This window comes from Serratia sp. TSA_105.2, assembly GCF_052692115.1.
In genome coordinates, this window is record NZ_JBQZFT010000007.1 from 49429 (window position 1) to 63004 (window position 13576).

The 13576-nt window shown below is 49.7% G+C and carries 9 protein-coding genes and 2 pseudogenes; 8 read left to right on the forward strand and 3 right to left on the reverse strand.

Going from position 1 to position 13576, the window contains the following annotated elements:
* The first annotated feature begins 12 nt into the window (after positions 1–12).
* From ACUTSC_RS18995 to ACUTSC_RS19020, 6 genes are all read left to right on the forward strand, one after another.
* Complete coding sequence (locus ACUTSC_RS18995) at positions 13–2628, forward strand: BapA/Bap/LapF family prefix-like domain-containing protein (RefSeq protein ID WP_445653493.1); 2616 nt, start codon at positions 13–15, stop codon at positions 2626–2628.
* A gap of 613 nt (positions 2629–3241) precedes the next feature.
* Positions 3242–3826, forward strand: coding sequence for a fimbrial protein (locus tag ACUTSC_RS19000; RefSeq protein WP_141971392.1), 585 nt, complete (start codon positions 3242–3244; stop codon positions 3824–3826).
* A gap of 54 nt (positions 3827–3880) precedes the next feature.
* Positions 3881–4576, forward strand: a complete 696-nt coding sequence (locus ACUTSC_RS19005) for a fimbrial biogenesis chaperone (protein WP_443003240.1) — start codon at positions 3881–3883, stop codon at positions 4574–4576.
* Positions 4577–4590: 14 nt separating this feature from the next.
* On the forward strand, positions 4591–7086 hold the full coding sequence (locus ACUTSC_RS19010) for a fimbria/pilus outer membrane usher protein (protein ID WP_443003239.1): 2496 nt from the start codon (positions 4591–4593) through the stop codon (positions 7084–7086).
* 15 nt (positions 7087–7101) lie between these two features.
* Positions 7102–8166 carry a fimbrial protein gene (locus ACUTSC_RS19015; RefSeq protein ID WP_443003237.1) on the forward strand — a complete coding sequence of 355 codons (1065 nt, stop codon included), beginning with the start codon at positions 7102–7104 and terminating at the stop codon, positions 8164–8166.
* Between the two features lie 584 nt (positions 8167–8750).
* On the forward strand, positions 8751–9419 hold the full coding sequence (locus ACUTSC_RS19020) for an ATP-dependent Clp protease proteolytic subunit (protein ID WP_141971384.1): 669 nt from the start codon (positions 8751–8753) through the stop codon (positions 9417–9419).
* 31 nt (positions 9420–9450) lie between these two features.
* Here ACUTSC_RS19020 and ACUTSC_RS19025 read toward each other — a convergent pair.
* Together ACUTSC_RS19025 and ACUTSC_RS19030 are read right to left on the reverse strand one after the other, a co-directional pair.
* Positions 9451–9867: pseudogene (locus tag ACUTSC_RS19025) on the reverse strand (ABC transporter transmembrane domain-containing protein); the annotation flags it as partial.
* A gap of 5 nt (positions 9868–9872) precedes the next feature.
* Positions 9873–11086 (reverse strand): IS3 family transposase gene (locus tag ACUTSC_RS19030; RefSeq protein WP_445653494.1). Its coding sequence is split into 2 segments (ribosomal slippage): positions 9873–10792 and positions 10792–11086, totalling 1215 coding nucleotides; the frame shifts between segments, so codons are not numbered across the junction.
* A 39-nt stretch (positions 11087–11125) separates the two neighbouring features.
* Here ACUTSC_RS19030 and ACUTSC_RS19035 point away from each other — a divergent pair.
* Positions 11126–12061 (forward strand): annotated as a pseudogene (locus ACUTSC_RS19035) (Rpn family recombination-promoting nuclease/putative transposase).
* A gap of 318 nt (positions 12062–12379) precedes the next feature.
* Positions 12380–12682, forward strand: a complete 303-nt coding sequence (locus ACUTSC_RS19040) for a hypothetical protein (RefSeq protein WP_260440745.1) — start codon at positions 12380–12382, stop codon at positions 12680–12682.
* Between the two features lie 479 nt (positions 12683–13161).
* Here the strand turns inward: ACUTSC_RS19040 and ACUTSC_RS19045 are convergent, their stop codons facing one another.
* Complete coding sequence (locus ACUTSC_RS19045) at positions 13162–13464, reverse strand: PerC family transcriptional regulator (RefSeq protein WP_042785956.1); 303 nt, start codon at positions 13462–13464, stop codon at positions 13162–13164.
* Between the last annotated feature and the right edge of the window lie 112 nt (positions 13465–13576).

Consider the following 13576-nt stretch of genomic DNA (forward strand, 5'->3'; position numbering starts at 1 on the left):
GGAGAACACGCTATGATGGATAAACTTGAGGCTTACACCTCTAAAAAGGTTAAGTCTAACTTAGTAGTTAATAAAGATATTGTATCAGTCCCTCCCTCAGCTAGCGTAGTTAAAGTCGGAATATCTCCAGGGGATATAGCCGGTGTAAAAAAAACGGGGACTAGTCTAATAATATATGATAAAAACGGCAAGCAATTAACAATAAATGATTTTTTTAAAAAAACAAACAACTCCAATATAAAACTTGTTTTTGAGGATGCTGTTTCTCATTCACTCTATGAAGCAAAATACGATGCTGAGAATTTTGCGGGCCTGTCTTTCTCAAAGCTAAGCTCTTTCGACGAGGCCTTTATCTCTGATAGCGAAAATATCAACCCTGCCGTTTGGGTTATTCCTTTAATAGCCGCAGGAGTTGGTGCAATTGCCATAGCCACTCATAAAAACTCTTCTGGTTCTAAGGCGGATCCAGAGCCAAAACCGGACCCAGAGCTGAAACCGGACCCAGAGCCGAAACCGGACCCAGAGCCGAAACCGGACCCAGAGCCGAAACCGGACCCGGACCCAGAGCCTAAACCGGACCCAGAGCCTAAACCGGACCCAGAGCCTAAACCGGACCCAGAGCCTAAACCGGACCCAGAGCCGAAACCGGACCCAGAGCCAAAACCGGACCCAGAGCCGAAACCGGACCCAGAGCCGAAGCCGGACCCAGAGCCGAAACCGGACCCAGAGCCGAAACCGGATCCGGACCCTGAAAAAGGTATGCTCCAAAAACTGATGGAGTTCATATCAAGTTTAATCAAAGATATTTCCACTATTTCAGGGAAAGTAATTTCCGGTATTTATGACATGGTTAAAGGTGTCGGCTCGTTCATCTGGGACGGCATCAAGGGTATTGCTTCAGTACCGGGAAAAATCTTTGAGGGGATCAAGGATGTAGTCAAGGGGGTCGGCTCGTTCATCTGGGACGGTATCAAGAGTGTCGCTTCGGTGCCGGGAAAAATCTTTGAGGGGATCAAGGATGTAGTCAAGGGGGTCGGCTCGTTCATTTGGGACGGCATCAAGGGTATTGCTTCAGTACCGGGAAAAATCTTTGAGGGGATCAAGGATGTAGTCAAAGGTGTCGGTTCGTTCATCTGGGACGGTATCAAGAGTGTCGCTTCGGTGCCGGGAAAAATCTTTGAGGGGATCAAGGATGTAGTCAAGGGGGTCGGCTCGTTCATCTGGGACGGCATCAAGGGTATCGCTTCAGTACCGGGAAAAATCTTTGAGGGGATCAAGGATGTAGTCAAGGGTGTCGGTTCGTTCATCTGGGACGGTATCAAAAGTGTCGCTTCGGTACCGGGAAAAATCTTTGAGGGGATCAAGGATGTAGTCAAGGGTGTCGGCTCGTTCATCTGGGATGGCATCAAGGGTATCGCTTCGGTACCGGGAAAAATCTTTGAGGGGATCAAGGATGTAGTCAAGGGTGTCGGTTCGTTCATCTGGGACGGTATCAAGGGTGTCGCTTCGGTACCGGGAAAAATCTTTGAGGGGATCAAGGACGTAGTCAAGGGTGTCGGTTCATTCATCTGGGACGGTATCAAGAGTGTCGCTTCGGTACCGGGAAAAATCTTTGAAGGTATCAAGGATGTCGGCTCATTCATCTGGGACGGTATCAAGGGTGTCGCTTCGGTACCGGGAAAAATTTTTGAAGGGATCAAGGATGTCGGTTCATTCATCTGGGACGGTATCAAGGGTATCGCATCGGTACCGGGAAAAATTTTTGAAGGGATCAAGGATGTCGGTTCGTTCATCTGGGACGGTATCAAGGGTGTCGCTTCGGTACCGGGAAAAATCGTTGAAGGGATCAAGGATGTCGGTTCATTCATCTGGGACGGTATCAAGAGTGTCGCTTCGGTACCGGGAAAAATCGTTGAAGGGATCAAGGATGTCGGTTCATTCATCTGGGACGGCATCAAGAGTGTCGCTTCGGTACCGGGGAAAATCTTTGAAGGGATCAAGGATGCTGGCTCATTTATTTGGGATAGTGTGAAAACCGTAGCCTCAATTCCAGGAAAAATAATAAATGAAGTCAAAGAAACCGTTAAGGGGAGTTGGGATTTCATAAAAGAGATGGGAAATGATATACATTCTGGTTTGGAGAAAACTGTCAATATTGCGTCTAAAGCAGTTTCTGTTTTCACTGACGCACTCAGTGCTATCACATCCCCAATTAAAGATATCGGAGGGACTATAAAAGATGTTGTTACTTCGTTAAGTGACGGAGTGAAGGCTATAGCTGAACCATTTACAAAAATTGCTCAAGCCATTACTACCATTATTGAAAAAATACCATCCTTGCCAGATCTCGGCAAGATTCCTTTCATAGGTGATCTATTTAAGGGTTCTAAGGAGAATGCAATCGAGTCAAGATCCCTAGATAAGCCAAAAGATGTTGATGAAAATATTTCATTAGTAAAATCTTTAGTAAAAGATAATGGAATGATATCACTAAATAAATTACCAGGCGGAGACAAGAGCGATGCTACTGTTAAATTTAACAAAGAAGTGGGGTCTGACTGGATAAATGCTTCACATTTACATAACGATGTCTTCAACGATATAAATCATAATCTATCTGCAGCATAATGTTTATGTGTGATATTCTATTCTGCAAGTTAATTTTATTTAAATTATTATTGCTACACTAATATAGTGCAATAGTTCATAAGTTTAGCCTGCAACGATAACTAAGTTACTATGTGAATAACGAAGTTAAAGTTGCAGGTTTTTGTTTTAATAGGTAGTAATGAGGGCTTTGTCAATTGATGAAGGTAATAATGTTAGAGAAATAGTCGAATCAGCATGGGCTTTAAAAGGCATTTTTTTAACTTGCGCCAATAGTAAAAATTAAAAAAACTCACTAATATTGTTATGTTTTTTAAGTGCGCTAACAATTTCAATATTATATGTGTAAGGTTGGAGGAAATGAGAAATATACGACGCTATACTTGGTTGATAGTGTTCCTATTATCATTTGCATTTTGGTTGTTAGTGTTGGTTGTAATATTAAAATTAAATGCGGTTTGAATTTTTAACAAGCCAGAGAGGGGTGGGGATCAAATGGGGAGGTGTACTTTAATGAGCGTCATGCAGTAAGTTAATTTTAATGATACTTTGGAAATAGTTGGTTAAATCATGTGTGCTAATTGACATAATTACCTATTACGATAAATAAATTCTTTTGACAAAGGAGTTGGAAATGAAAAAAAATAGCATATACTTGGCTATGTTGACTGCCATGCTAACCTCTGCTGGTACAATGGCAGCAGATAATTCCGCCGGTGGCGTTATTTCGTTTAGCGGTGCCGTTACGGATACCACTTGTACCATCAATGGCGGGAAAAGCGCCGATTTTACCGTTGCGCTCAGCCCGATTTCCGTGACTGATGCGGGCACCGTGGTCGGCCCCATCACCAAAAACAAGAAATCTTTCTCGCTGACGTTCTCCGGCTGCACGCCGGCGGCGGGAACGGCCGGTACACCGCTGAAGATCTACTTCTCTTCGGCGAATAATATCTCTACCGACGGGAAATATCTGCTGAACAGCTCCGTGAATGAAAGCGACGCCGCCGTAGCGAAAAACGTCGGTTTTTCTCTGGCTGAGCCGGGTTCATCCACGCCGATTCCGTTGAACGTGCCTTATGTAACCAAGATCAAAGGCGATAAAACGGCGCCGGATGCCGAAACGCTGACGCTGGACGCCTATTACTACAAGACCAATGCGTTGGAAGCAAAAGTGGGGGAATTGAGTTCCAACGTGACTTACACCATTTCTTACCTGTAATTGCTATTAAGCCAGGCCTGCGCCCAAGGCAAAGGCCTGGCTTCTGGGGTGACTATGAAACAGTGCTTAATCTTTGCTGGATTGTTTCTCAGCAGCTTTTGCGCCGATGCCAATATTGTAATTAATGGAACGCGCGTTATTTATCCGGAAAAAAACAAGGATGTTATCGTTCAGTTAGTCAACAATGGTGACGATCCGGCACTGGTGCAGGCATGGATTGATGACGGTGATATAAACTCGACGCCTGAAACGGCAAACGTGCCGTTCTTGTTATCCCCACCGGTTGTGAAAGTTGCCGGAAATAATGGCCAGCAATTACGCATACAAAAAATGAGCGCGGCGCTTCCCGGCGATCGTGAGTCGGTATTTTATTTGAATGTGCTGGATATCCCGCCTACGCCGGAGAATTTGCAGGGCGTCAATACACTGCAATTAGCCATCAAATCACGTATCAAGCTATTTTATCGCCCGGCAGGGTTAACCGGCAGTGTCAATAACATCACCGACTTCATTGAACTCCAGGCGGAGGGGAAGGGATTTAAGGTTATCAACAAAAGCCCTTACTATTTTACGTTGGCCAATGTTGATCAGAAAGGCAAAAAGAATCTGTTGGTCGATTCAGTGATGGTTGGGCCGTATTCCAGCCTCTTTGCCCCGACCAAAGTTGGCGTGAGCCGGAATATTCCCTACACCCTGCTCTATATCGACGACCTGGGGGCTTATAAATCTAAAGCCATTACAGCCCGCTAACGTGAAGAACGGCTATGAAGCTTAAACTAAAATTGCTTTCGATACTGACCGCATCTGTATTCATACCGTTAAATAAAGCATCGGCGATGAAATTCGACACTTCTCTATTGGCCGGTGCGTCCAGCGAATCCGATCTGTCGCGTTTTTACCTCAATAATGACATGCCGGCAGGCACGCAAACGGTCGACGTGTATGTCAACCAGAGTTGGAAAGGGCGGTTCTCGTTGCAGTTCGGCGAACATAAAGGCGATATTCGCATCGCCCATCGTGACGCCGCCCTGTTGGGCATCGATATGAGTAGTTTGTCCATCGGGGTGGACAAGGGGCCGATCCCCGTCCAAACGTTGGTGCAAGGAGGAAGGGCGGACTTCGATGTGGGGACGTTGAGCCTTAAGCTGACGGTGCCCCAGTCGCGAGTGATTCGCGCAGAGGCCGGCTATGTTGATGCCAAATTTTGGGATCGCGGCGTGCCTGCGTTGCTGCTGGCCTATAACACCACCTATTACCACGTGCAGTCGTTGCAGGGCGACAAGGCGTCAAACGACGATTTCTATACCGGTTTGGAATCGGGGGTCAATCTGGCGGGTTGGCAATTCAGAGACAGCAGCAATTTCCGCAGCAGTTCGCGGCAAGGCAGCGATTGGCAAAATAATACTCGCTATGTGCAGCGTGGCTTCGCCGCCATCAAATCGAACCTGACGATGGGCGATTTCTATTCGCCGGGTGATTTGTTCGACTCGATTCGGGTACGGGGCGGCGCTTTAGCCTCGGATATCAACATGCGGCCCAATTCGCAGCAGGGCTTTTCGCCGATAGTACGGGGCGTGGCGCAGAGCAATGCCCTGGTGAAAGTATTGCAAAACGGCAACCTCATCTATCAGGAGAACGTGCCGCCGGGCGCCTTTACGCTGGACAACCTATTGCCGACCGGTTCTGCGGGGGATCTGTTGGTCGTGGTCAGGGAAGCCGACGGGCGGGAACAATCCTTTACCGTGCCGTTTTCCGCCGTTCCCAACATGTTGAAGCAGGGCGTCAGCAAATACGGCCTGGTGGCCGGTAAGGTCAATCAGGCGGATACCGACTATGCGCCCGCTTTTGTTCAGGGCACGCTGCAGTACGGCTTCAATAATCTGGTCACCGGTTACGCCGGTACGATCCTCAGCGAGGACTATCGCGCCTGGCTGCTGGGCAGTGGCTGGAATCTGCCGTTCGGCGCGGTATCCGTCGATGTGACTCAGGCCTCGACGCATTTGCAGGATCGCAATGAGAATGGGCAAAGTTTTCGGATCGCCTACAGCAAGTTTTTGGACGCTACCGCAACCAACTTCACGCTGGCGGCATACCGTTATTCGACCAAAGGTTATTACAGTTTCAACGATGCCATCTACACCCATCAAGGCTACCGCGAGCGTGACAAGCGCTTTCACGATTATTGGAACGATCGGGATGACGATGAGCTTGCCCCGCTGGATTTGAATACCTGGGACGCCGTTCGAACCGCTCGTCCGCGCAATACCTTCAATTTGAACCTGAATCAGAGGCTCGCAGACGGGTGGGGCACGCTCTATTTCTCCGGCACCCAGCGCGACTATTGGTCGGATACGAATAAAAGCCGGGAATACCAGCTCGGGTACTCAAACGCCTTCGCGCGCGTCAGTTACAACATTTCCGCGAGTCGCGTGAGAAACTCCGATCGCAAAGAAGAGACGCGGTTTTATCTCTCTCTGAGTGTGCCGTTGTCGATGTTCGACAACAATGCCTATCTCAGCACCAGCTTATCTGCCACCGATTCGCACTATCAGCAAAGTTCGCTGAGCCTGAGCGGCAATGCGCTGGAATCAAACCGTCTGAGTTATGCGCTTGCCGGCAGCAATCAAAGCGGCGGTAACAGCATGGCGAGCATGAATGCCGCCTATCGCGCCAACGCGACGACTGTCGGCGGCTCTTACAGTGAATCATCAGACTATCGACAGTTGGGCATTAGCGCCCGCGGCAGCCTGGTGGCGATCCCTTGGCATTTGCTGGCGTCCAACGAAATGGGCAACACCATGATGGTGGTGGACGCGCCCAAGGCCAAAGGGCTGATGGTGAACGGCGACGAGAGCATCGTCACTAACGACGAAGGGCTGGCTTTGGTGCCTTATGCCACGCCTTACCGGCAAAACTCCGTGACATTGTCGGATACCGGCAACAGTTCCGGCGCCGAGATCGTCGGCAATATCGTACACAGCGTGCCCTATGCCGGCGCCGTCAACTATTTGATATTCGAAACCGATCAGCGTCGGCCTTATACGCTGCGCGCCTTTAAGCGCGGCAATAAGCCCCTGCCATTTGGTGCGGAGGTGGCGGATCAAAGCGGGCATGCCATTGGCTTCGTCGGGCAGGCCAGCGTCCTGTATCTGCGGGGGGAGCAGCAGCCAACGTCGCTGGAGGTCAGGCTGAATGACGGTGTCTGCAAGATTGAACGCCCGAAAATCTCGATGGACAGCGCAGCCAACACATGTCGATAAAAGGATAATTACACCATGCTCAGGATACTCACACTGACCCTGTCCCTGTTGTTCAGCGGTTACAGCTACGCTTCATGCTACGGCAACGGCATCCAATATGCGCCGCCTATCTACGTCGATTTGTCGGATAAGCTCAGCGATAAAACACCGGTCTGGGAAGGCAGTTTTTATACGCAATACAGTGGTTCATTCAGTTGTTCAACCTCGAGCAGCGAATTCGGCTATACGCGCATCCTGTCAACCGACAGCACAAAGGCGACCATCCTGGGATTCAACAACGGTAAATATTGGATACGCGCGGAAATAACCAACGACATCGCCAACAAAAAACTTAGCGGTTGGGGATCGCACTCCGCTTCGGAATTGAATCAGCCGATGAATATTCGTTTCAGTCTGGTCAGCAAGACGGGCAAATCGATACCCGGCGACACGGTTAGCCTAAAGGACGTGATGTTCGTGACCGATCTGAGCGGGATGTCCTTGCTGGAGATCATTTTATGGCCCGCCAAGCAGTTGCTGAAGATCTTGACCTGGCTGCTCAACGACTTCAATTGGCCTTACGAGCAGCGCGATATGTACGGACAGCCGATGACCATCAAGTATGCGCCCAAGATGACGACCTGCACTTTCGACAATGCCGGCCTGGCGGTGAAGTTGCCGACGCTGGGGATATCGCAGATTACTCAGGGGTCGCAAAATGGCCTGACGCCCTTTACGCTGAATATCAGCTGTCAGAATCGGCAAAGTGGCGGCACGGCCGATCGGGATATCACTATGTTTTTATCCAGCAATAATCTGTTGTCTTCGGATAATACGGTTTTGATTGATAAAAGCCCTGAGGCGGCAAAAGGCATTGGCATCCGGCTGGTCAAGATGGCTTCGCCGAATAATCCCGTCACGCTGTCGCTTTCCAGCGTGACGCCAGGCACGGCGACTTCATTATTTCATGTGGGAGCCGGCAATGCCTTGGATGCGCAATTTTCTATCCGTATGGCTGCATATTACTATCCATTTACAATCAATAGTATGAGCTCGGGGTTAATTAATACGACAGCGACAGTTAATATAATTTACAAATAAGATTTATCACTAAATATAAGCTTTGTGTAATTAATTTAGACGTTAAATTGGCTATATTTAATAAATAATCTCTTTGCATTGCAGTGGCTTGGTGGTTCAATTGATTTCTTTTTTATTTAAAGTGTTGTTCAGAACGTTACCCAGTATGTAAGCTATAACCAGTTATGCCTGGTGCATTTTCGAATAAGGTATTGGTGGTTGTTCAGAACCAGCCTTTCGTTGCTGGCTTTTTGTTAAATCAAGGTATTTGGATTGAGTATTTTTTTATGATGGTGTTGTACATAAAGATAAGGGACAGGATTCTCTTGTTACAATTTAACCTATATTTTAATGAGCATGCTCTAAAAATTCCGTATACTTCGGCGTCTCAGCATACGCGGCGTAATATCGATGAGGTATCGCTCCACATATCGGGTTCTAGACGTATTGACACGTTGCGAGAATATCCAATAAGTTATTTGCGTGTCCCGCTGCCAGGAGTTAGTTTGGCTTGAATGTGTATGAAAAAAACTTTATTTATCTTCGAGAAATAAGATGATTATCCTAGTGGGTCATTATTGTTTATAATCCTAAAGGATTAAGCTATGTTGAGAACGTCAATTGTTGTACTTGCGTTGGTTATTCCTGCTATTACACATGCGGAGATGCACTGGGTAAAAAATGATAAAATAAAACCGGATAACGTAGATACGGTTAAAATTGTCTATAACGGTGATGTAACTCCGACACTGGTGGCTGAGTTGATTTCAGCCCTCGATGAGATCAACGTGAATTACCCTGCCGCAAAATCTATTAAATTATTCATCAGCAGTTTTGGCGGTAGTATGGAAAGCGGATATTTGGCATATCAAGCCGTTAAAGGATCTAAGATTCCGGTTGAGACTATTAATGCCGGTATGACGGCATCTTCAGCGACATTAGTCTATTGCGGTGCGCCGAAGAGATATACTTTTCCTGATGCATCCTTCATGTTACATCCGTCCGCATCGCCAAACCTCAAAGCTGAGTGGATCAGGCCGAATGACGTCGAGTTTATAAGAAAGGACGTCGAGGACGGAAACAAATATTTTAAAAGCATCTATGGTAGTTGTACAACATTGGCACGTCAGGACGTTGAAAAAATTCTTTTTAGTAATGATTATGCCAGATACTTACGTCCAAAAGACGCGGAGAAGATAAAACTGTCTCAGGGAGTTGTAGAAGGGATCGCATCGACTTCCGTCTCTTATTATATTACGGAGGTTAAGAATTGAGTGCGGGATACCTTTCTTGATAATTCCTTTAGGGAAGGTCTGGTTTACGGTTTTCTCGTGGAGGTAGAGCAATATCGGCAATGCGTTTGTTATGCAGGCTCATCATGCGCAGCTGCAGTTAAAATTCTATCAGCGACTCTATACGGACAGAAAACTGCCCCTGCAAGGCACCGAAGGCGACGAACATGCCGATGTTCATCAGATTGTCGATCACCTGGCTGGTGCTCAGCCACAGTATGACGACCAGGTCGCAGGCCTCCACGAAGGTGTTGATCCCTCCAAACAGCATGTCTATTTTGGCTACCTGGATATCGGTGTTGATGGTGTCGATTTCAAGGTTGAGCCAGTGAGCGATGCGGCGTTCCGCCATGCCATGCATCTTGATCGTGGCAATACCGTACAGCGTCCCCATAAAATACGTGCCGGAGCGGGCATTTCTCACCAGTGTAGTGGTCAAGTAATACTGGCCACGGTTTTATAGTAAGAACGGTATCTGTTCTCTGATTCTTCCGGCGTTAGCCCCCCGTTGTAATGATGAGGTCTGACGCTATTGTAGTAATTCAGGATATAACCGCCGATTTGACGCCGGGCCTCATCACTCCCTGCGTAACCATTTGTCGGAACCCATTCTGTTTTCAGACTACGGAAGAAGCGTTCCATTGGGCTGTTATCCCAGCAGTTCCCTCGCCGACTGACGCTTTGCTTTATCCTGTAACGCCAGAGAACTTGTTGATATTTAAGGCCGGTATATTGGCTTCCCTGATCGCTATGGAACATGACCTCCCGGGGTTGGCCACGCATCTCATAGGCCATCCGTAGGGCACTACTTACCAACGCTGTATCGGCATTCGCTGACAGACTCCAGCCGATAATTCTGCGGGCAAAAAGATCCATGACAACTGCCAGATAGCACCAGCGATTTCCTGCCCAGATGTACGTAATATCTCCGCACCATACACGGTCTGGCTCCGGCACAGCGAACTGACGCTCGAGTAAGTTCGGCAAGCATGTATGTTCCTGACGGGCATTTTTATACTGATGTTTTCCGGGCTGACAACTACTCAGATTCAGGTATTTCATGAGACGCCCGGCACGGTAACGACTCATCGGGACGCCGTTCTGAGTCAGCATTTCAGCCAGAGTGCGTGCGCCAGCAGAGCCCCGACTCTGGTTCCATGCTTGGCGTATTTCGCTGCACAACCTGACTCGCGCTGGATTGACAGTATCGCGTCGTTTTCGCCAATATCGGCAACTGCTACGATGTATTCCCAGAGCGGAGCAAAGGGTAACAACCGTGTGGCTGTCACTCAGTCTGGCAACTATCGTGAACCGTTCAGTGAGTCGGACATCAAGAGCGCAGTAGCCTTTTTTAATATCGTATTCTGTTCCTCCAGGCGGCGAACCTGCTTTTCCAGCTCGCGGATACGTTGCTGCTCTGCAGTAATGGGGGTAGCAGAGTGCGTGATCCCTTGACGCTCTCGCCTGAGCTGGCGTACCCAGCTCTCAAGCGTGGTAGAGCCGACATTCATCGCCTCACTGGCTTGCCGATACGAGTATCCCTTATCAACAATCAGCTGTGCACATTCCAGCCTGGACTCAGGGGTGAAAGTACGCTTAGTTCTCTTGTTCATTAAGTCACCTGTTTCATGTTGAGGTGAGAATATCACCTTTAATCAGGTGGCCAAATTTACTGTGCCACTACAGTTTTGTTGCGTTTCGAGTGGGAATGGGGCGATGCCACTTTCCGACAATTTCTGACGCAACCTGAAATTTCCCGTGACTTCATGGACATACACCTGCCGGCCGACCTGCGGGCCATCTGTAACCTCAGCACGCTGAAGCTGGAGTCCGGCTCCTTTGTCGAAGATGACCTGCGCCAGTATTTCAGCGACGTGCTCTACAGCCTGAAAACCACCGCCGGCGCTGACGGTTACATGATGGTCCTTATCGAGCACCAGTCCAGCCCGGATAAGCACATGGCGTTTCGCCTCATTCGATATGCCGTTGCCGCCATGCAGCGTCACCTCGACGCCGGCCATAAATCGCTGCCGCTGATCATCCCGATACTTTTCTATACCGGCAAACGCAGCCCATACCCTTACTCGACTAACTGGCTGCAGGAGTTTGATGATCCGACGCTGGCCGGGAAACTGTACACCGGCATTCTCCGCTGGTTGATGTGACCGTCATCCCCGACGAAGAGATCATGGGCCACCGCAGCATGGCCGCCCTGACTCTGCTGCAGAAACATATCCGTCAGCGCGACCTGACCGAACTGACCGACAGACTGTCCGCCATTCTGCTGGCCGGCTATCTCTTCGCCCCAGGTGATTTCGCTGATACACTATATTATCCAGGCCGGTGAATCCGAGGATGCGCAGGCATTTGTCCGCGAACTGGCCCTGCGGGTTCCGCAACATGAGGAGGAACTGATGACTATCGCACAACAGCTTAAACAAAAAGGTATCGAGAATGGTATCGAGCAGGGTATCCAGTTGGGTGAACAGCGCGGCATTGAAAAAGGTGAGCGTGAAGCCTCACTGAAAATTGCCCGTGCCATGCTGGCCAATGGCCTCGATCGCGATTCGGTGATGCAAATGACCGGGCTGACAGCTGACGACCTGGCCCAAATTCGCCACTAATCCTTTGCGTCGACGGGCAGGACAGCCATTGACAGATAAAACCGCATCCGTTTCCCCGGAAAACACCACCTCAGCGCTCAGCCATCTGGCGTTCTGCGCCCTGGCGGCACTGGGGCTGGCACGCCCTATGCCGAAAACCTGTTCCTGATCCGTTGGCTGGCCATCGCCCAAAAGCAAAAACGCTTCCCAAGGAGCGTGGCGATTGATATCTAGTGGTTACTCGACCGCGGCCGTAAGCACGGCCCGGCTGGTCACCTGCGCCAGCATCTGGAATACCTGTGGCGTTTCTGCAGCGGCAACCTGGCCGCTCAGTCCGACATGTTCCGGCTCACCTACGCCTCTGAAACCCTGAAAGACCAGGGCTGGGACAATTATCTGCTGGACGCGAAAGAGTGGAAGTCCGGCGTCGTGCCGACACCGTCACAGCATAACGGGTTCTATGTCGAAAAAACGGCGCTGAACGCCGCTTTTGCCCTGGACGGTCGCCATCTGCACTCTGTCACATTTCGGGTGATCGGTGACGCCGACCGGTTTATGCATGTGATGGCCGAGTACGGACTGTGTACGCGCCGGCAGGGCAGCACGTCAGCCTACCACACCATAGCGCTCGAACCAGCATAATACCGCTACCGTCACGGTTCACATATTCCGCCAACGGCGCCGTCCCCTGCTGCCAAGACGATATCCACAAATTTGGGGGATAACCTGTGCGCATCGCCGGTAAAAATATTCACCTCAAAATGTGGGGCTAGTGCCCACCTCGCGGTTGACCTCACTATAGTCCCTTACCATTCCTCGTCGGTTTTATATTGAACTGGTTATACATACAGTGTGGTTATAATAACACGTTTCGTTTCCGACCAGAGGAGAACGCCCAATGAGCAATGTATCACGACCCCGCTAACACAGGACGTGGCCAAGTCGCGCTAAAGCACTGTAAGCGCCATTACCGCCACCGAGAAGGCGTTCAGCAAAGGTGCTAATGCACAAGGGCAACAATCCCGACCGGTCCGCTCGGCCTCGACATTGTGATCGGTAGGGATCTTCCGGTCGCCGCATCACCCAAATTGGGTTCCGGCGTAGAACCCCTTCCTGTTTGATTATTCCATTCGCCACAGATCCGGGTCGTTCGGCATGCCGTTTCTCGCCACGAGCGTCGCGCCCGCCGGCGCGGTGCCGTCACTGACACGGCGGACCTGTGCTGGCGCCCGTGCCAGGCAATAGCGCAGGCGCTGCAGCACCGCTTCTATCACGTGGTCGTCTGCCTCACGAAGCAGTACCTGCTGCCAGCGCGTGGCGGCACGCCGCCACAGCCCCTGCGACTCCAGGCGAAGAGCTGTTTTATCAGCAGGCAAAGCAACATAAGGCGAAGTGTTACCACGACAATAATACTGTGCACCCATACAATCTCTCCTTATCGAGGGTTACGCCAAAACCGCCAACATTTTCGGCTAGAGGTTTTACACTAAGAATACTGTGGTCAATTTGATTATATTATGGTCAAAAGCACCAAGC